This is a genomic window from Planococcus faecalis (assembly GCF_002009235.1).
In the GTDB taxonomy this organism is placed as follows: Bacteria; Bacillota; Bacilli; order Bacillales_A; family Planococcaceae; genus Planococcus; species Planococcus kocurii.
The window spans coordinates 2,986,958-3,007,283 of sequence record NZ_CP019401.1 but is presented as its reverse complement, the minus strand read 5'-3'; the positions used below and the strand labels follow the sequence as shown (position 1 = coordinate 3,007,283).

Genomic DNA, 20,326 nt, shown 5'->3' with positions numbered 1-20,326 from the left:
TTAACAGTTGTGGAGGCGTAAATGGTATGAAGCAAATAAAATTGGCTGTAATTGCAGGAGATGGGATTGGAAAAGAAGTTGTGCCTGAGGCATTACGTGTTTTAGATGTAGTAGCAGAAATTCATGGAGGTTTAAAATTTAGTTCGACTTATCATCCATGGAGTTCAGAGTATTACGTTCAGCATGGAGAAATGATGCCAAAAGATGGCTTAAGCCATCTTACACAAAGCGATGCCATTTTCTTAGGAGCTGTTGGAGATTCATCATTAGTAGCGGACCACATCTCGCTTGGAGGTTTGTTGCTGAAAATCCGCAGAGAATTCGAGCAAGTTATCAATATTCGTCCAGCCAAACAGTTGAAAGGAATCGTCTCTCCTCTGGGAAATCCACAGAACTTTGATATTATGATTGTCCGTGAAAACAGTGAAGGCGAATATAGCAGTATCGGAGGACGAGTACACAGTGGAGAAGATGAAATCGTCATTCAAAATGCAGTTTTTACGAAAAAAGGTGTTTCCCGTGTGATTAACTATGCCTTTGAATTGGCTCAAAAACGGAGTAGTCATGTAACAAGTGCTACTAAATCAAATGGAATTGTCCATTCCATGCCGTTTTGGGATGAGGTCTTCAAAGAAGTTGCAGGAAATTATGGAGACGTTCAAACCAATAGCGAACATATTGATGCGCTTTCTGCTTTTTTCATTACAAAGCCACAGACGCTAGATGTTGTGGTAGCTAGCAATTTGTTTGGAGATATTTTGAGTGATATTGGAGCAGCCATAATGGGCAGTATAGGAATAGCACCTTCTGGAAATATTAATCTCAACGGTAAATACCCATCTATGTTTGAACCTGTACATGGCTCAGCACCAGACATTTTTGGAAAAGGAATTGCTAATCCAGTTGGTCAGATTTGGACAGCTAAAATGATGCTCGATCATTTAGGAGAGCATGAAATGGGCAGGATTTTGCTGGATGCGATTGAAGAATCTATGCAATCTGGTATCAAAACTGCAGATATCGGAGGTAACTCCTCGACAAGTGAAGTAACCGATGAAATTATTCATAAGCTTCGAAATAAATAAAAACTACTTAACAGCTATAACAAAATCACCATCACCTATAAAGAACTAAATTTTCTGAAAACACATTTACAATTACTGAATTGTTTAGTACCATACGTAGTAAGTTGATATTGTATCCAATATCCAAGAATCGGAGGGTAAGTTGATGAGTAAACCATATTCCTATTTATTCGTACCCGCGACTAGTTTTTCGTTAATAGAGAAGGCAGTCACATCTAAGGCAGATGTGGTTATTATAGATTTAGAAGATGCGGTAGCACTATCGGAAAAACAAGCTGCAAGAGAAGTTATGAAAGAAGCTTTGAAAGTATATAAAAAAGAACATAAATTCATTGTGCGCATCAATGCTTTGGAGACTTCTTTTTGGGAAGCAGATTTGGAAACAGCAGTTACTAATGGAGCTGCAGGAATTATGCTTCCAAAAGCAGAAAACGAGCAAGGAATTCAAACAGTCTCTAATAAAATTCGTGAAATTAGAAAGAACAGTGATAAAGCATTTGATTTGATTCCCTTAATAGAAAGTGCCAAGGGCATCCAGTTTGCGTACGCAATCGCATCTGCAGATCCTTTAGTTTCGGCTTTGGCTTTCGGATCTATTGACTTTTCACTAGACATTGACTGTGAGCTAACTCCAGAAGGACTGGAATTGCTGTTTGCTCGCTCGCAGTTGGTTATTGCTTCGAAGGCAGCGGGTATTGGCCCACCAATTGATGCGGTTTATCCAAATTTAACAGATGAAAACGGATTGAAAAATCAAACGGTTTTTGCAAATCAACTTGGCTTTAAGGCCAAACTGGTTATTCATCCGAAACAACTAGACGTTGTCCATCAAGTATTTTCGACTTCAGATGAAGAAATCACAAGGGCAAAAAAAATTGTTGAGGCATTTGAAAAAGCTGAAAAAGAAGGTATTGCGTCGATTAAAGTTGATGGACAATTTGTTGATTATCCAATCTATAAAAAAGCTAAAAAAACTTATAATAGAAATAGTGAAAAATAGTACTGAAAAGCAGATTAACCTCTGTTGTGTAGAGCATTTTCGGTAGCTAAAAACAGCAATATATACTTTGCTGAAATACATAAAACCAGAGTGTAAGAAGACAAAGCAACAACGCGTGTAAAATTAGTAATTAAAGATGTTAGTAAAAATTTCTTGAAGTTCTCAATGATCATTTTAAATAACTATTATTTTGTACGGTTACATTGAATAGAATCTAGATGAAAGGAGAGAGAACAATGGCTGATAAAATGGAATTCAATCAAGAAATTGCGACAGAGTATGACAAAGGAGTAAGGCGGACGTTGCCGAGATATGATCCAATGTTACGCTTGTCACAAACCTTTCTTCACTACGCGCTTAAAGAGCAAGCTGACGTACTTGTAGTTGGTTGCGGTGGAGGAAATGAATTAAAAGCTTTTGGCGTACCAAATCCTGGATGGCATTTTACAGCAGTAGATCCTGCAAAAGCTATGCTTGAAGCAGCTAAAGTAAAAGCAAAACAAGTAGGCATTGAAAAACGTATCGAGTGGATAAACGGCACTGTAATGGATGTGCCAAAGGAAAAGCACTTTGATGGTGCGACTTGTATTTTGGTTTTGCATTTTATCCCTGAAGTAAAAGAAAAAAAGGCATTACTAGCGAAAATAAGAAGTCATCTAAATTCAGGAGCTCCTTTCGTATTGGTTAGTAAGTTTGGAGATCCAAATGATCCAGAGTTTAAAGAGCTCGTAACATTGTGGAAGAATTATTGGCTAGATATGACCAACTTGTCTGCTCAAAAAGTAGAAGAATTGATGAAAGGCACTTTAACGGATTCATCAATTTCTGAAGTTGAAATTCGGCAACTGCTAACAGATACTGGGTTTCATCGAATTGCCAATTTCTTAAAAACCAATCAGTTTGGAGGTTGGATTTGTTACGCAGATTAAAAAAGCCAAATTCGATTCTGTATGTTCTCAAAAAAACATAGTGGCTGTGAAAAGGGAGGGAAAAGAAACGTGAAAAGTAATTCCGTAGAAAATGCGAGAACGTTCTTATTCATCGGAATAGCTATTTTAGGTTTTCTTGCTGTTTATTTTTTGTTGCCAAATGACTTTTCTTACGCTGCTAAAGTAATGACCAGTATTATTACCCTTGGCATTATTTTATGGTCATTAGAATCGATACCTATAGGCTTGACTGCACTGATTATCTTGTTGTTGATGTTGTTATTCGACGTCGCAGACACAACAGTTATCTTTAGCGGGTTTGCTTCACCAGCCACTTATTTAATCGTCGGGGGAATGATGCTTGCGACTGCAGTTAACGAAACTGCTTTAATTAAACGAATGAGTTATACGATTTTAAAAAAATGGGGCGGCCGCTCAGCAGGTCTGCTTGGCAGCATCATTATGATTCAGCAGATCCAAGCCTTCTTTATTCCTTCGACGGCAGTACGGTCTGCGTTAATTTTGCCAGTCTCAACGATGATTATCGAAACAACTCATGCTGAACCTGGAGGCAACTTAAGAAAAATGATTATGTTGGGCGTCGCTTTTGGAGGAGTCATCAGTGGGACTTCTGTTATGACAGCGGCAATCGGCAATATTTTGACAGTGGAGTTGCTCAATCGGTTAGCAGGTATTAATATTACATATTTTCAGTGGTTTTACTATACATTTCCGATTTGGTTGCTATTAATCCCAGCTATATGGTTTATGCTACTGAAAGTCTTTCCTTTGCCAGAGGAGCAGCAATACTTTCCAGCAATCAAAGATGAAATGACGAAAAAATTAAAGGAATTAGGTCCAGTTAATGCACGAGAAATTCGCTGTTTAATAATTTTGTTAACTATTGTTATTTTGTGGTTGACGGAGCCTCTCCATGGATTGCATCCGAGCATTCCAGCTCTTGCCGGCGTAGTGCTGATGACTTTTCCTGTTATTGGTGTTGCTTCGTGGGAGCCTGTAGTTCGGATCAACTACAATACGGTTTTACTGGTTAGTATTACGTTGTCAATGGGCTATACATTTGTGGATTCCGGTGCTTCGACGACAATTAGTCAGTATTTAAGTGTTGATTGGTTCCTGCAACTTATACAAAATCCGTTTCCTTCGGTAGTGATTGTGATTATTTTGGCTCAAGTTTTTCATAAAATGATTTCAAATGTTGCGACTGCAGTTGTTGTGCTAGTGCCAATTGTTATAAGCGTTGCTCAAAATGCTGGAGTTGATCCATTGGTTATGGCGTTTACTACAGGATTAACTTGTCTTTTTGGATTTATCTTAATTGTTGAGTCTATGCCAAACTTGATTGCCCATAGTACAGGAATGGTTTCACAAAAGGATTTTTTAAAGCCTGGTTTATACGCGACTGTGATTTCAGTGAGTGCCACCATTTTTGTTGCAGCTACGTGGTGGAATTGGATTGGATTGATATAACAAACTATTTTAAAAGGAGGAAAATAATATGTTGCCATTGGAAGGAATAACCGTTGTTTCTTTAGAACAGGCTGTTGCAGCACCCTTTGCAACTAGACAATTAGCCGATTTAGGAGCGCGCGTCATCAAAGTAGAAAGACCAGAAGTGGGCGATTTTGCTAGAAACTACGATAAAACAGTAAAAGGAATGGCGAGTCATTTTGTATGGATCAATCGCTCGAAAGAGTCACTAGCACTAGATCTTAAGAAAAAAGAAGCTAAGGAAGTATTGCATAAACTATTAAAAGATGCGGATGTATTTCTTCATAACCTAGCTCCTGGTGCTGTCGATCGACTGGGATTTAGCGCGCAAGATCTAAAAGAAACCTACCCACAACTGATTATTTGTTCTATTTCTGGTTATGGTACTTTTGGACCTTATACAAATAAGAAAGCATACGATTTGCTTATACAATGTGAAGCCGGATTAGTATCAGTTACAGGAACCGAAGATACACCATCTAAAGCAGGAATTTCAATTGCAGATATTGCAGCTGGAATGTATGCATACACGGGTATATTAACTGCCATTATTTCACGCTATAAAACAGGAAAAGGGGCGATTATTGAAGTGTCAATGCTTGAAGCCTTGGCTGAATGGATGGGTTATCCTCTTTATTACTCAGCTTATGGAGACAATGAACCACCACGGACAGGCGCCAGTCATTCGACGATTTATCCTTATGGCCCGTTTAAAGCAGGCGATGAGAAAATGGTATTCATGGGCATTCAAAATGAGCGGGAATGGGTTGAATTTTGTAGCACTGTTTTGAGTAATCCTGAACTGGCTTCAAATTCACTGTTCAACAGCAACTCTGAGCGAGTGGCTAACAAAGACGCATTAAAACAAATTATTGAAACTGTTTTTCAAACGATGAACTCTGCGCAAGTAATCGAAAAGCTTGAAGAATCACGAATTGCGAATGCACGTTTGAACACGATGAACGAACTAGTCGAACATCCGCAGTTGGCAGCACGCAATCGGTGGAGAGAAGTGGATTCGCCGGTTGGAAAACTAAAGGCGCTCATTCCACCTGTTACGTCGGACGAAGTGGATACGGTCATGAATCCGATTCCCGATGTAGGAGAACATACAGAGGCAATTTTAAGCGAGTTGGGTTTTTCGAAAGAACAAATAAATAAGTTAACTAGTTAAAAAAATGTATGTGGAAGGGGAAAATCCGAATGCCGACATTAACACAAACAGAAAGAGAGCAATTGCGTCAAAATGTTAGAGAACTATGTTCAGAATTTCCAAATTCGTATTGGAGACAATTAGATTTAGAACGTGAGTATCCTTACGAGTTTGTAGATGCACTAACAAAAAGTGGGTATCTTTCAGCATTAATTCCTGAGAAATACGGTGGTAAAGGCTACGGTATGACAGAAGCTACAATTATTTTAGAAGAAATTAATCGATCTGGTGGTCATGCTGCAGGTTGTCATGCTCAAATGTATACGATGGGTGCATTACTAAAACACGGTAGTGAAGAACAAAAGCAACAGTATTTGCCTGGTATTGCAGATGGATCAATAAGGTTCCAGGCTTTTTCTGTAACAGAAGAAAAAGCAGGCTCCAATACTACTGCAATTGAAACGTTTGCTGAAAAAGCAGCAAACGGTTATATCGTTAATGGTCATAAAAATTGGACCAGTCGTTTACTACAATCGGATTTAGTGATGTTGCTTGCTCGTACGACACCAATAGAAGATGTGGGAGAAAAGCGTGCTGAAGGACTTAGTTTGTTTTTAGTTGATCTTCGAATCATTCGCGAACAACAACCTGAATCTCTAAAAGTAGAGCCGGTTCGTGCTATGTTCAACTATGCTACAAACCAAGTATGGTATAAAAATATGGAAATTCCAGCAGCATGTTTGATAGGTGAAGAAGGTAGTGGATTTCGATATGTATTAGATGGTATGAATGCAGAACGAACCTTATTAGCAGCAGAAGCAATAGGAGATGGATACTTCTTTATCGATAAAGCTACTAGTTACGCAAATAAACGAGAAGTCTTTAATCGGAAAATTGGTGAAAACCAAGGTATTCAATTTCCTATTGCACGAGCTTATGCAGCAATTAAAGCTGCCGATTTAATGCGGTATGAAGCAGCCAGAAGATTTGATAATAACGAAAAATTTGGCGAGCAAGCCAATTTGGCAAAATTCTTGTCCAGTGAAGCGAGCTGGCAAGCAGCAAACGTCTGCTTAGATACATTCGGTGGTTACGGGTTCGTTGACGAGTATGACGTAGAGCGGAAATTTAGAGAAACGAGAATGTATCAAGTTGCACCAGTTAGTAATAATATGATTCTAGCGTATTTAGGGCAGAACATATTAAAAATGCCGCGTTCTTACTAATATTTATTAGTAGAGAAATCCATCGATTTTGCTGTATCTTTATTTTGAAAATAAGCTAAATGGAATTGAGATAGCGAAGTGCAAAAGATATATTTTTTAACGTCGTATCTGATTTATTGCAAAGACATTATCCAAGTTTTGTTCTTTAGAAAAATGAATTAATGCAATTCAGTGAATTATAAAATAAATCCAGTTTTTCTTCGAGTCGTGTGCCTTTTAGGTTTATATAGGATGGAAACGTTTCCAAAGAAAACTAATTATTTTTTATATATTGACAATGGATTTTCACCTGTATATGATGGAGTCAATTCAAATATACAGAATAACTATGTTGATGGAGATACGCTTCGTGTAGAGAAATCTTAAGAGAGCTGATGGTTGGTGAGAATCAGTGATTTCGACATTTAGCAGCACTCCTGAATAGATGGATTGAATACCCCAGTAGGTCCATCCGTTTCATGTCCGTTACGCATGTGAACCAATGAGGCTGTCTATTTTGTGACAGTGAATTAGGGTGGCACCGCGAATCAGACTCTTCGCCCCTTACATTTTTTATGTGAGGGGCGAGGAGTCTTTTTGTCGTCTTTCTACAATTACTGGCCCAAATATCGGGTAATCGAGAGGGGAATAGAGTTTATTATGCTAACAGACCAACAAATTTTGCGAATCCCAGGACCAACGCCAATTCCGCCAAGTGTGCAACGCGCTATGGCTCAACCAATGATCGGGCACCGCGGACAAAGTACATCCGAAATGATCAGCGACATCAGACCAAGATTAAAACGTGTTTTTGGAACCAAACAGGAAGTTATGATTTTAACGGGTAGCGGAACCGCGGGACTAGAAGCGGCGGTTGTTAATACAGTAGCTCCCGGCGAAGAAGTTTTAGTTCTTGTAACAGGAGCATTCGGAGAACGGTTTGCAAAAATTTGTAAAGCATATGGCATTCAAACTCATGTTTTCGAAGTGGAATGGGGCTTAGCAGTTGACCCACAAGCAGTAAAAAGCTTCTTATTGGAGCATCCTGAAATCAAAGTGATTTTCTCGACTTTCTGTGAAACATCAACGGGTGTCTTGAACCCAGTCAAGGAGTTAGCTGCTGCAGTTAAAGAAGTGTCTGACGCACTTGTTATCGTCGACGGCGTCTCTTGTGTAGCCGGTACAGAAACTGAAATGGATAAATGGGGAATCGATGTTGTGGTGACGGGTTCACAAAAAGCCTTTATGTTACCTGCAGGTCTATCGTTTATCGCAGCAAGTGATCGTGCTTGGAAGAAAATCGAAGCTAATCCGCAACCACGATTTTATCTAGATCTTCAAAAACATCGCGACAATCTATTAAAAGATACAACACCATTTACTCCAGCACTGTCGATTTTATTCGGCTTGCAGCAAGTATTAGAGTTGTTAGAAGAGGAAGGACTCGAACAAGTATATGCGAGGCACCGTCTGATGAAAAATATGACACGTGCTGCATTCAAGGCACTCGGCATACCGTTGCTGACTTCTGACAAAGATGCATCACCAACCGTCACAGCTGTAAAGCCGGATGACTTTGATGCAGAACAATTCCGCCACGTGATGAAAAAAGAATTTGCTCTTGAAATAGCAGGTGGCCAACAGCATTTAGCGAAAAAGATTTTCCGGATCGGTCACATGGGCTATTGTTCTCCGGCAGATATGTTGCAAACACTAGCTGCAATGGAAATTGGTTTAATGAAAATTGGCAAGAAAATCGAACTTGGTAAAGGAATTGCCGCTGCACAGCGAGTCTTTTTGACAGAAGGAGAGAATAACTAAATGACTTTTCACATACTAATCAGCGATCCACTTAGCGAAGAAGGCATTTATCCTTTGCGTCAGGCAAACGGCGTAAATATTGTGATCGAAACCACCTTAACGCCGGAACAACTAGAAGAGCGTATTGATGGGTTTGACGCGTTACTTGTTCGAAGCCAGACGCAAGTAACGCGTGAATTGATTGAAAAAGCGTCTAACTTGAAGATTATTGGACGTGCAGGTGTTGGCGTAGACAATATTGATTTAGAAGCTGCGACAGAACATGGGATTATCGTCGTTAATGCACCGGACGGCAATACAAACTCAGCTGCAGAGCATACGATGGCCATGATGATGTCGATGGCGCGCAAAATTCCTCAAGCCTTCCATGCCTTGCGCAACCAGCAATGGGACCGTAAATCTTACGTAGGTGTCGAGCTAAAAAATAAAACGCTTGGAGTAGTTGGATTTGGTCGAATTGGTCAGGAAGTAGCAGCACGCGCTAAAGGACAACGGATGAACATCATTGCCTATGATCCTTTTCTAACGGCTGAAAAAGCGGAAAAGCTTGGAGTGGATTTTGGATCGGTTGAGGATGTACTGAAAGTAGCGGATTTTGTTACAGTTCATACACCACTTTTGAAAGATACAAAGCACTTGATTAACAAAGAAGCATTTGAAATTATGAAAGATGGCGTCCAAATTATTAATTGTGCACGTGGTGGAATTATTGATGAAAATGCACTGTTTGATGCTGTGAAGTCTGGCAAAGTGGCTGGAGCCGCGCTTGATGTATTTGAGCAAGAGCCGATGGTTGATTTTCGTTTATTGGATTTACCTGAAATTATTGCAACCCCCCATTTGGGTGCGAGTACGTTTGAAGCGCAAGAAAGCGTAGCAGTGGATGTCAGTATGGACGTCGTCAGTTACTTTACAACAGGAACTGTCCGGAATTCAGTGAATTTGCCATCCGTACCGAAAGAAATCATGAAAAAAATTGAACCTTATTTTGATTTGTCAGAGCGATTGGGTGCTTTTTTGACGGATCTGACAGGTGCCACTGCTGAAGAAGTCACCATACGCTATGCTGGAGAATTAGCTAATATGGATGTTAGGCCGTTAACGCGTAACATGTTAAAAGGCATGTTGAAGCGTCATCTTGGTAAACAAGTTAATAATGTGAATGCCTTGTACCTTGCCAATCAAAAAGGTATTGTCGTTACTGAACAAAAGACTACAGAATCAAAAGGCTTTACGACGTTAATCACAGTAGAAGTAAAGACTGCGAATAGCGTTAGAAAAGTGGCTGGAACTTTATTAAACGGACAAGGAGCTCGCATCGTTAAAGTGGATGATTATTTAGTGGATGTCGTGCCAGAAGGTCATCTCTTGTACGTTCGCCATAATGACCGTCCAGGTGTCATTGGTCGCGTGGGTACGCTATTAGGCGTTGAGGATGTCAATATTGCTACGATGCAAGTAGGGCGTTCAATTATTGGTGGAGATGCGATTATGATGTTGTCTATTGATAAACCAGCAGACACAAGTAGTTTAGTGAAATTAGCAAAATTAGATGAAATCCAAGGCGTTACTGCTATCAACTTATAATAAATAGAAAGGGCTGTCACCAAATGTCATAAAAAATGACTTATGGTGACAGCCCTTTTGCTATTCTTGGAAAGATCGGCTAATTGCTAGTGTAACAAACGCTTTGTTATGAATAGTCACGTATTTCTCGCTTTTTGATTACAGTTGTTCTAATAACTGAAGCAATTCTTCTAAATGTTGAATTTCGTAAGTTGGAATGATTGTTTCATGGGGCGCTTTCTGCTCGCGGTTGATCCAAACAGAGCGAATCCCTGCTTTTTCAGCACCGATGATGTCCGTCATTAAGTTATCACCAACCATCAGCACTTCGTCGGCCAGAACATTAGATTTCGATAAGGCATACTGGAAAATACTCGGATCGGGTTTGCCTTTTCCATACGCACCAGAGACAATAATGTGGTCAAAAAATGGTGCGATTTCAGGTGTAATTTCAAGTTTAAGCTGCTGTAAGCTAGGCGAGCCGTTAGTCAATAAGAGCAATTGGTAATGTTCTTTCAAGTCTGCCAATACTTTTAAGCTTTCTTCATACAGTACAGGATTTCTTTTACGTGCTTTCGGAAAAAAGTCGGCTAGTTGACTACCGATCTTAGCACAGTTTTCAATACCAATATGCTGTAAACCAAGCGTCCAAGCATCTTGGCGATAAGTTGGCACGATGGTTTTCATCTGTTGAAAATCTGTGCCTTGATCGTCAAAGTTTCCCCATAGACCTTCAAAAGGATTGATGCCAATCATTTTGGTGAAAGCGTATGTATCATATCTCGCGTAAAGCTCAGTTGCTACCATTCTTACCGCTGTTTCCAAACCCGAACAGTCTTGACCAGTTAGTTCTTCGGCAAAACTACACGTTTCCTGGAACGCTTTTTCAACACTTTTCTTATCCCACAACAAGGTATCGTCTAAATCGAAAAAAATCGCTTTGACCATCAGTGTAAGCTCCTCCTGACAAGTTCTTTAGTTTGTTCAAGTGTACTGGAAAAATGAACAAAAACATAGGGAGTTCAGAATTCTGTCACTGAACATTACAAAGCGTGGATGCTATTATATGTGCAGGGAGTGAAAACAATGACAATCAGCAATTTGACTATGTCTTTATGGGAAGAAGCCATTGACTATATAAGTATTTGTTTTGATGAACTGGGCAAGAGCGAACACCAAAAAGCAGATAGATTGCTTGAAGTCAAAATGGAAATCACCAATACGGGGACTTATACACACAGTTATGAAGAATTAGAACACGGTGCACGGATGGCGTGGCGTAATAACAATCGCTGTATTGGTAGGTTATTTTGGAATTCACTAACAATTTTTGATGAACGACATCAAACATCTGCAGAAGGTGTTTTCGATGCACTAATTCGCCATATTGATTTTGCAACAAACGATGGAAAAATTCGTCCAGCCATTACCATTTTTCGACCGGCTACAAAAAATGAGCAACCGATGAGGTTATGGAACCATCAGCTCGTTCGGTATGCAGGATATGAAACTGAAAACGGTATTATTGGAGATTCAAGTTCGATAGAATTCACTAAACAATGTCAAAAGCTTGGCTGGCAAGGAGAAAAAACAGCTTTTGATATTTTGCCATTAGTGATAGAAATGCCAAACCGTGAGCCTGCATTAAAAGAAATTCCACGACAATCGATTAAAGAAGTTGAAATCGATCATCCAGAAATCTTAGCATTTTCACAGCTCGGTTTAAAATGGTATGGAGTACCGCTTATTTCGGATATGTTGCTTGAAGTTGGAGGCATTGAATACCAAGTAGCGCCTTTTAACGGCTGGTATATGGGAACAGAAATTGGTGCGAGAAACTTAGCGGATGAAGATCGGTATAATGCCTTGCCAGAACTAGCAAAATTGATGAACTTAAATACACAGTCAAACCGTTCTCTATGGAAAGACAAGGCTTTAGTTGAATTGAATATCGCGGTATTGGAATCGTTTCAAAAAGCTGGAGTGACCATTGTCGATCATCATACAGCAGCAAAGCAATTTAAAAATTTCGAGAAAAAAGAACAAGCAGAAGGACGAGATGTAACCGGCAACTGGGCTTGGCTGATTCCGCCCATGTCTCCAGCAACAACTCACATTTTTCATAAGCCTTACAAAAATAATGTTGTTAAACCAAATTATTTTCATCAACAAACTCCTTATCAAATAAACTAAAGAAATTTTACAACCATATGTTAGAACGGGCAGTGATATCCTTTAAATGGATAAAAACTGCTTTTTTTAACCGCAAAATACGTTACATTTAAGTGATTTGTATTATAATAGTAGTTAGTGACTATTATCTAGTGTAAGACATTATAGAGAGAAGGAAATTTAATGGGACGTAAATGGAATAATATTAAAGAAAAGAAAGCATCTAAAGATGCCAACACAAGCCGAATTTACGCGAAATTCGGACGTGAAATATATGTAGCAGCCAAACAAGGCGAACCAGACCCAGAATCAAACCAAGCCTTAAAAGTAGTGTTGGAACGAGCAAAAACGTATAGTATTCCGAGAGCAATTATCGACCGAGCAGTGGACAAAGCTAAAGGTGGATCGGAAGAAAGCTTTGACGAATTACGCTATGAAGGATTTGGACCAAATGGCTCAATGGTCATTGTAGATACGTTAACGAATAACGTTAACCGTACGGCTTCAGACGTCCGTGCAGCTTTTGGCAAAAACGGAGGCAATATGGGCGTCAGTGGTTCAGTTGCTTATATGTTCGATCACACAGCGGTATTTGGTATTGAAGGCAAAACAGCTGACGAAGTTCTTGAGTTGATGATGGAAGCGGACGTTGACGTGCGTGACATTATGGAAGAAGAAGATGGAGTTATTGTCTATGCAGAACCTGATCAATATCATTTAGTGCAAGAAGCGTTTAAAACTGCCGGCATTACAGAATTCACTGTAGCTGAATTGACAATGCTTGCTCAAAACGAATTGCCATTGCCTGAAGATGCACAGGAACAATTCGAGAAAATGATTGATGCAATTGAAGACCTGGAAGATGTGCAGCAAGTTTATCACAACGTAGATTTAGATGGATAATTCTGAGAAAGTATAGTTAACGATATTTTCCGAAGCTTACCGTACGATTCCGCTGGGCTGGAACCGAGTCTTCTTATCTTCTTTTTATAAGTAAAAGTGAGGTATTATCTTGTTTAACGTTCTAAGGAAACACTTTGAGTAAAATCAAAGTGTTTCTTTTTATGGATTATAATCTGATAATTTGAAATTTGACTTGTAATTCAAAAATAGAACGACTATACTAAAATTGAAGAAATAGTATAAATATTTCGTCTTTTTATTTAGAGATAAATGTAAGGGCTTTCAAAAGGTTGCTTAGTAAGAAATTCTGACTTTTAAAAATTAAAAACATGATAAAAAATTTGGGGGAAACATAAATGCTGAAAGAGTTATCACCGAAGGCAGATGAGTTGAGAACAAAATTATTAAGGTTTATGGAAAATTATGTGTATCCAAACGAAGCTACAGTTGAGAAATATCGACAACAAGCAGAGGATCGCTGGACCATTGCACCGATTATTGAAGAACTGAAAGAAAAAGCAAAAGAACAAGGGTTATGGAATTTGTTTTTGGACCATCCCGAATACGGAGCTGGATTATCGAATTATGACTACGCTCATTTATCCGAGATTATGGGACGTTCGTTAATTGCACCTGAGTTGTTTAACTGTAATGCACCAGATACTGGCAACATGGAAGTGTTTGTGAAATACGGAACAGATGAGCAGAAAAAGCAGTGGCTTGAGCCTTTACTGCGCGGAGAAATTCGTTCGTGCTTCTCGATGACCGAGCCTGCTGTTGCTTCTTCTGATGCAACGAATATCCAGAGCAGTATTGTGCGGGATGGCGATGAATACGTCATCAATGCGAAAAAGTGGTGGACTACTGGCGCGATGGATCCGCGCTGTAAAATTGCAATTGTTATGGGGAAAACAGATCCAAATGCTGCGAAACACCAGCAACAGTCCATGGTCTTGGTTCCTTTTGATACGCCAGGGGTAGAAATTATTCGCCCATTAACTGTTTTTGGCTACGATGACGCGCCGCAAGGGCATGCAGAAGTTCATTACAACAATGTACGCGTACCGGCTTCAAACATCTTATTAGGAGAAGGACGAGGCTTTGAAATTGCTCAAGGACGCTTAGGACCCGGACGCATTCATCATTGCATGCGTGCGATTGGTGCTGCAGAACGTGCACTTGAACTGTTATGCAAACGAGCGGATAGCAGAGAAGCGTTTGGATCTACGCTGGCTGATAAAGACGTCATCCGAGAAATTATTGCAGAAAGCCGAATTGAAATTGAACAAGCACGCCTTTTGACTTTGCATGCAGCTCACAAAATCGATGAAGCTGGGGTGAAATCGGCACGTAAAGAAATCGCCATGATCAAAATTGCGGTGCCGCGCGTCTCCATTAATGTGATTGATCGTGCGATACAGGTTTTCGGCGGAGCTGGACTCACAGAAGATTTTCCGTTAGCAGCACATTACGCCAATGCTCGTGCTCTGCGTTTAGTTGATGGTCCGGACCAAGTGCATTTGCGGGATGTTGGCCGCCTTGAACTACGCGAACAATTAGAAGAAATAACAACTGTGAAATAAAGGAGGTGTGATAGGAGGACGGGTATTAACCATCCATCAAATTCAAGTCGAATAGCCTCGAATTCTTTACTGTCACATTTCACAGAGTCAAAAAGTAAGAGGAGTTATTAAGTACTTCACTTTTGAGAAATTCATATCGTTAAATCAGAAACTATCATTGGAGGGGAACACATGAATATTGTCAGCATTTTAGCACAAAACGCATTAAGACATCCAGATAAACCAGCACTTGTTTTTGAAGACAGGTCATATACGTATCATGAATTCAATAGAATGGTTAATCAGCTTGCTAACGGTTTAATCTCTTTGGGTATAAAAAAAGGAGAAAAAATCGCATTGATGATGAAAAACTCAGATTACTTTGCAATTTCTTATTATGCAGTTGCTAAAACTGGTGCGGTGATTGTGCCGATGAACTTCAGACTAGTTGCACGAGAAGCGAATTATATTCTGGATCAATCAGATAGTGTTTTTGTTATTTGTGATCAAGAATATGAAAAAATGATTCACGATGCTAGCAGTACGATTCCTGCAGTTCGCCAAGTGATTATAGTAGAAACAGCAGAAAACAAAGGCAGTCTCTCTTTGCAAGATGTATTATCAAAAAATAGTGCTGAACCGGCTGTCGAAATCAACAACACGGATGATCTTCATATTTTATATACATCAGGAACAACAGGTAACCCAAAAGGAGCGGTTTTTGATCACGAGCGCGTTTTGAATGTAACTGTTGGGTGTATTGGATTGCTCGGTTATAACACGCGCGAAAGATTTATTCATGTAGCACCTTTATTCCATGCGGCTCAATTGGTTATTTGTATGACGAGTAGTTTTTTGTTAGGTGGATTCAATGTAATTCATAAAGAATTTAATCCAGAAGCCATGTTACGAGATATCGAAAAATATAAGATTACTAGTCTTTTTGCCATTCCAACGATGTTCAAATTCTTAATCGAATTCCCAGGTGGAGAAAAATACGATGTTTCTTCTATTCAACGGTTCCTATATGGCGCAGCTCCGATGTCTAGAGAAATGGTCAATCAGACGATGAAATTCTTTAACTCGAACAATTTTTACAGCTTGTGTGGATTAACAGAAGGTGGACCATCAGGCATATACCTATCGCCGGAAGATCATAAAGAAAAAGTGGGTGCTTCTGGTAAAGACGGGCTATTGTTCACAGAAGCTAAGTTAGTTACGCCGGAAGGACAAGAAACAGAACCCAACATGGTGGGAGAATTTGTTCTTAAAGGTGATACGGTAATGAAAGAATATTATAAAAAACCTCAAGAAACTGCGGCAACACTTAGAGATGGGTGGTTATACACAGGTGATTTAGGTTACCGAGATAAGGATGGCTACATCTATATTGTAGACCGCATAAAAGACATGATTATTACAGGTGGAGAGAATGTCTATTCTGTAGAAGTGGAAAACGTTTTAGGAACTCATCCGAAAATTGCAGACGTCGCAGTAATCGGATCACCTGATGAGCAGTGGGGTGAAATCGTAACAGCTGTTATTGCAAGCAAGCCAAACGAGACCATTGAACTGGATGAACTTGAAGCTTTTTGTCGACAACATTTATCGGGATATAAAATCCCGCGTAAAGTTGTCTTTGTAGAAGCGTTGCCTCGTAATACTTCTGGCAAGCTAATGAAATACAAACTAAGAGAATCGGTAAAAAAGTAATAAATGCAGAATAGCATGTATAGAAGGACAGTGAGGTCAAGCTTGAATCGAACATCTCAGGCTTCTTCTGCATCAGAATAACTTACCTGTCATCAATACTGACGGATAAACAAGGAGGGATAAAATGAAAAAAAATGCCCGCGTACTTGGTGTAGATATGGTTAAGTTTTCGAAACCAGGAACAAATGAACCCTACGAGGTGATGGCTGCTAAAGCAGTAAAAGGTGCACTTACAGATGCAGGAATTGAATACCGAGAAGTGGAACAAGCTTTTGCTGGATATGTTTATGGAGACAGCACTTGCGGCCAACGAGCATTATATGATATTGGAATGACGGGTATCCCAATTATTAATGTGAATAACAACTGTTCATCAGGTTCTTCCGCATTGTTCATGGCTCGTCAAGCTGTTGAATCTGGTGAAGTCGAATGTGCTCTGGCATTTGGTTTTGAAGAGATGAAACCAGGGGCCTTGGGAAGTGTTTGGGAAGATCGCACACCACCACTCGGCTGGATGATAGATCGTTTGGAAGAAATTGATCCGAATATCCCGAATTCTCCGGAAGCGATTAAAATGTTTGGCGCAGCTGGTAGTGCATATTTAGAAAAATATGGAGCAAACTCAAATATCTTTGCGAAAGTAGCTGTCAAAACGCGAAATCATGCTGTTTTGAATCCATATTCTCTTTTCAACAATAAACTATCGATTGAAGAAGTTATGAATGCACCACTGTTGTATCCAACATTAACTCGTCTCATGGCCTGCCCACCAACTTGTGGCGCAGCTGCTGCTATCGTATGTAGTGAAAATTTTGCAAAAAAACACGGTGTAGAGCATGCGGTTACAATCATTGGTCAAGCGATGACGACGGATACGGTCGTTACTTATGAAAATCCAATGACACTCGTGGGTGCTGAAATGACGCAGCGTGCAGCAAAGATTGTCTATGAAAAATCCGGATTTGGACCACAAGATATTGATGTTATCGAATTACATGATTGTTTCACACCAAATGAAGTGATCACTTATGAAGGGCTTGGACTTTGTGGTGAAGGAGAGGCAGAAAAATTTATCAGTGATGGGAACAATACACACGGAGGAAAATACGTCATCAATCCATCAGGTGGATTAATGTCAAAAGGACATCCACTTGGAGCAACCGGATTGGCCCAATGTACAGAACTCGTATGGCAATTGCGTGGACAAGCAGGCAAACGTCAAGTTGAAGGAGCAAAAATTGCACTTCAACATAATTTAGGGCTTGGCGGAGCATGTGTAACGACCATGTATCAATTAGGTTAACATTTGGAATAGGAAGTAATAGGAAAAGCTCGAAAATATGAATGCTATTATTTCCTTATTTTTTTATTCTATTTTTGAACGTGTATTCAAAAATAGAACGGATATTGATTTTACATTATAAGCGTATTTCTAGGGATAGTGCAGGATGGATCTATTCTATAAGAAAGAGGGATTCTCATGTCATTACATGCACAAAAAATTGCGAAGAAAAAAGAAGACATTATTAAAGCGGCCACTGCGATCGTCACAGAAAAAGGATATCTAGGAACGACCATGGAAGAAATTGCTGCTACCTTGTTAATGACAAAAGGCTCTGTTTATTATTATTTCGATAATAAACAAGACTTGTTGTATCAATGTTTCATCTTATTGCTAAACGAAAGCATTGCCAATATCGAAAAAGTAGAACAACAAAACATGCCATATAAAGAAAAATTACACCAAGCGATGGTTGTGCATATCGTGTATGTATTACGCGAAAGAGGCGAATTTGAATTAGTAACGAAAAAGGAATCTTTTTTCGATGGAGAACAATTAGAGCATATTCTTGCGCTTCGAAATGATTACGAGCAACTATTTGATCGAATTATTGCTGGAGGTGTCAAACAGCGAGTTTTTCTACCAGTAGACATAAAAATCGTTCGAAATCTTATACTTGGGGCCATGAACTGGATGATTGAATGGTATTCAGAAGATGGAGAAAAAAACCTTGATGATTTTGCCGAGACAAGCGCTAGTTATTTAATGAGACTTGTCTTATATTCTGAAATAGAAAATGGAGGAATAGAAAATGGATTTAAGTAAACTGGTAGCTGTAGTAACGGGCGGGGCATCTGGATTGGGAGCAGGAACGGTCCGGAATTTAGTTAACAGCGGTGCGAAAGTAGCTATTTTCGATTTGCAAGAAGGGTTGGGAACAGAACTTGCTGGAGAATTAGGTGAAGCAGCTATATTTTGCAAAACTGATGTGACAGATGAAGCAAGTGTAACGGCAGCGTTAGATCAAGCGGTAGAAAGGTTTGGTTACGTAAACACGTTAGTAAATTGTGCAGGTATTGGCGTTGCGGAAAAAACAATGGGGAAAAAAGGTCCACATAGTCTGAAATCATTTTCTAAGGTTTTAGAAGTGAACTTAATCGGTACGTTTAATATGATTCGCCTTACAGCTGAAAGAATGTCGGAAAACACACCAAATGAAAACGAAGAGCGAGGCGTCATCGTTAACACAGCTTCAGTAGCTGCTTATGATGGTCAAATTGGTCAAGCGGCATACAGTGCTTCAAAAGGTGGGATTGTTGGAATGACATTGCCTATTGCTCGTGATTTGTCTTCAGTGGGCGTGCGTGTTGTGACAATCGCTCCAGGCCTTTTTGATACACCCGCTTTCCAGGGGCTACCAGAAAAGGCAGTAGATGCATTAGGGAAAATGACGCCGTTCCCATCTCGTTTAGGGAAAGCTTCAGAATTTGGCTGCTTGGTTAATTCTATTATTATTAATCCCATGTTGAACGGTGAAACGATTCGATTAGACGGTGCGATTCGCATGCAACCTCGTTAAAATAGCTTTTTTGGATGAGCTAGATTTTGTTAACTACGAAGGAGGAATAAATAACATGACGCAGTTATTATCTGTAGAAAAAAATGCTGGAATTGCAACAGTATTTATCGACAATCCACCTATGAACGTGTTGAATCAGCAGGTTATTCGCGAATTAAATAAAGTGTTTTCTTCTTTAAAAGAAGATGAAGAAGTGGTTGCGATTATTTTGACGGGACGGGGAGATAAAGCCTTTGTTGCAGGAGCAGACATTAAAGAATTTCCGGAAAGAACATCTACCAAGCCCGAGGAAGGACCTACAGTTCATGAGATTTTTAACATGATTGAGGACCTCCCAAAACCAACAATTGCTGTATTAAACGGCTATACACTTGGCGGTGGACTTGAACTGGCATTAACGTGTGACATCCGGATAGCAGAAGAACATGCTCAAATTGGTTTGCCTGAAGTGAAACTTAGCTTGCTTCCGGGTGCAGGAGGCACACAACGATTACCTCGATTGGTGGGTCCTGCTAAAGCAAAAGAACTATTATTCACGGGTGATTCGCTGTCAGCAACAGAAGCAGAGCGTTTAGGACTTGTGAATTCGGTTGTTCCACAAGGAGAAGGATTAGCAGCAGGAGCGAAACTCGCTGAAAAATTTGCAAGACAGTCTCTACAAGCTTTGTCTCGACTCAAGAGGCTTGTAAATGTGATGGATGAGCAATCATGGAGTGAAAGTTTGGCGCTAGAAGAGAAATTATTCGAAGAATTATTTGAGACAGAAGATGCCAAAGAAGGCATAACTGCATTTATTGAAAAACGCAAACCTGTATTCAAGCATCGCTAATAAAATAAGTGGAGA

General features: G+C 39.7%; 17 protein-coding genes and 1 other annotated feature. Of the genes, 16 read left to right on the top strand and 1 reads right to left on the bottom strand.

The window, feature by feature from the left end; genetic code table 11:
* The first annotated feature begins 26 nt into the window (after window positions 1–26).
* The 8 genes from AJGP001_RS14900 (at window position 27) to serA (ending at window position 10,292) form a co-directional block, all read left to right on the top strand.
* Entirely contained in the window at window positions 27–1,085 is a 1,059-nt protein-coding gene (locus tag AJGP001_RS14900; protein ID WP_078080716.1) for a tartrate dehydrogenase, read from the top strand.
* A 145-nt stretch (window positions 1,086–1,230) separates the two neighbouring features.
* Window positions 1,231–2,085 carry an HpcH/HpaI aldolase/citrate lyase family protein gene (locus AJGP001_RS14895; RefSeq protein WP_078080715.1) on the top strand — a complete coding sequence of 285 codons (855 nt, stop codon included), beginning with the start codon at window positions 1,231–1,233 and terminating at the stop codon, window positions 2,083–2,085.
* 236 nt (window positions 2,086–2,321) lie between these two features.
* Entirely contained in the window at window positions 2,322–3,014 is a 693-nt protein-coding gene (locus AJGP001_RS14890) for a class I SAM-dependent methyltransferase (RefSeq protein ID WP_245830205.1), read from the top strand.
* 69 nt (window positions 3,015–3,083) lie between these two features.
* Complete coding sequence (locus AJGP001_RS14885; RefSeq protein WP_071154142.1) at window positions 3,084–4,505, top strand: SLC13 family permease; 1,422 nt, start codon at window positions 3,084–3,086, stop codon at window positions 4,503–4,505.
* A gap of 28 nt (window positions 4,506–4,533) precedes the next feature.
* The gene (locus tag AJGP001_RS14880; protein ID WP_071154143.1) at window positions 4,534–5,700 is read left to right on the top strand and encodes a CaiB/BaiF CoA transferase family protein; all 1,167 of its coding nucleotides are present in this window, start codon (window positions 4,534–4,536) and stop codon (window positions 5,698–5,700) included.
* Window positions 5,701–5,729: 29 nt separating this feature from the next.
* Complete coding sequence (locus AJGP001_RS14875; protein WP_071154144.1) at window positions 5,730–6,905, top strand: acyl-CoA dehydrogenase family protein; 1,176 nt, start codon at window positions 5,730–5,732, stop codon at window positions 6,903–6,905.
* 322 nt (window positions 6,906–7,227) lie between these two features.
* Window positions 7,228–7,452 (top strand) — a binding site (T-box leader).
* 92 nt (window positions 7,453–7,544) lie between these two features.
* Window positions 7,545–8,705, top strand: a complete 1,161-nt coding sequence (locus tag AJGP001_RS14870; protein ID WP_071154145.1) for a pyridoxal-phosphate-dependent aminotransferase family protein — start codon at window positions 7,545–7,547, stop codon at window positions 8,703–8,705.
* Window positions 8,706–10,292 (top strand): phosphoglycerate dehydrogenase, encoded by a 1,587-nt coding sequence (gene serA, locus AJGP001_RS14865; RefSeq protein ID WP_078080713.1) that lies wholly within the window; start codon window positions 8,706–8,708, stop codon window positions 10,290–10,292.
* A 138-nt stretch (window positions 10,293–10,430) separates the two neighbouring features.
* Here the strand turns inward: serA and AJGP001_RS14860 are convergent, their stop codons facing one another.
* Window positions 10,431–11,219, bottom strand: a complete 789-nt coding sequence (locus AJGP001_RS14860) for an HAD family hydrolase (RefSeq protein ID WP_071154146.1) — start codon at window positions 11,217–11,219, stop codon at window positions 10,431–10,433.
* Window positions 11,220–11,357: 138 nt separating this feature from the next.
* On the opposite strand from AJGP001_RS14860, the gene AJGP001_RS14855 reads away from it, so the two are divergent.
* The 8 genes from AJGP001_RS14855 to AJGP001_RS14820 all read left to right on the top strand — a co-directional run bounded on the left by AJGP001_RS14855 (window position 11,358) and on the right by AJGP001_RS14820 (window position 20,311).
* The gene (locus tag AJGP001_RS14855) at window positions 11,358–12,464 is read left to right on the top strand and encodes a nitric oxide synthase oxygenase (RefSeq protein ID WP_071154147.1); all 1,107 of its coding nucleotides are present in this window, start codon (window positions 11,358–11,360) and stop codon (window positions 12,462–12,464) included.
* Window positions 12,465–12,626: 162 nt separating this feature from the next.
* Complete coding sequence (locus tag AJGP001_RS14850) at window positions 12,627–13,346, top strand: YebC/PmpR family DNA-binding transcriptional regulator (protein WP_071154148.1); 720 nt, start codon at window positions 12,627–12,629, stop codon at window positions 13,344–13,346.
* Window positions 13,347–13,702: 356 nt separating this feature from the next.
* Window positions 13,703–14,929 (top strand): acyl-CoA dehydrogenase family protein, encoded by a 1,227-nt coding sequence (locus AJGP001_RS14845; protein WP_078080712.1) that lies wholly within the window; start codon window positions 13,703–13,705, stop codon window positions 14,927–14,929.
* A gap of 171 nt (window positions 14,930–15,100) precedes the next feature.
* A complete protein-coding gene (locus AJGP001_RS14840) occupies window positions 15,101–16,621 on the top strand; it encodes a class I adenylate-forming enzyme family protein (protein WP_078080711.1) in 1,521 nt (506 codons plus the stop codon).
* A 124-nt stretch (window positions 16,622–16,745) separates the two neighbouring features.
* On the top strand, window positions 16,746–17,924 hold the full coding sequence (locus tag AJGP001_RS14835; protein ID WP_078080710.1) for a lipid-transfer protein: 1,179 nt from the start codon (window positions 16,746–16,748) through the stop codon (window positions 17,922–17,924).
* A gap of 177 nt (window positions 17,925–18,101) precedes the next feature.
* Entirely contained in the window at window positions 18,102–18,728 is a 627-nt protein-coding gene (locus tag AJGP001_RS14830; protein ID WP_071154149.1) for a TetR/AcrR family transcriptional regulator, read from the top strand.
* Window positions 18,715–19,482, top strand: coding sequence for a 3-hydroxyacyl-CoA dehydrogenase (locus AJGP001_RS14825; RefSeq protein WP_078080709.1), 768 nt, complete (start codon window positions 18,715–18,717; stop codon window positions 19,480–19,482). Before AJGP001_RS14830 ends, AJGP001_RS14825 begins: the two co-directional genes overlap by 14 nt.
* Window positions 19,483–19,537: 55 nt before the next feature.
* Window positions 19,538–20,311 (top strand): enoyl-CoA hydratase/isomerase family protein, encoded by a 774-nt coding sequence (locus AJGP001_RS14820; RefSeq protein WP_078080708.1) that lies wholly within the window; start codon window positions 19,538–19,540, stop codon window positions 20,309–20,311.
* Window positions 20,312–20,326: the final 15 nt, after the last annotated feature.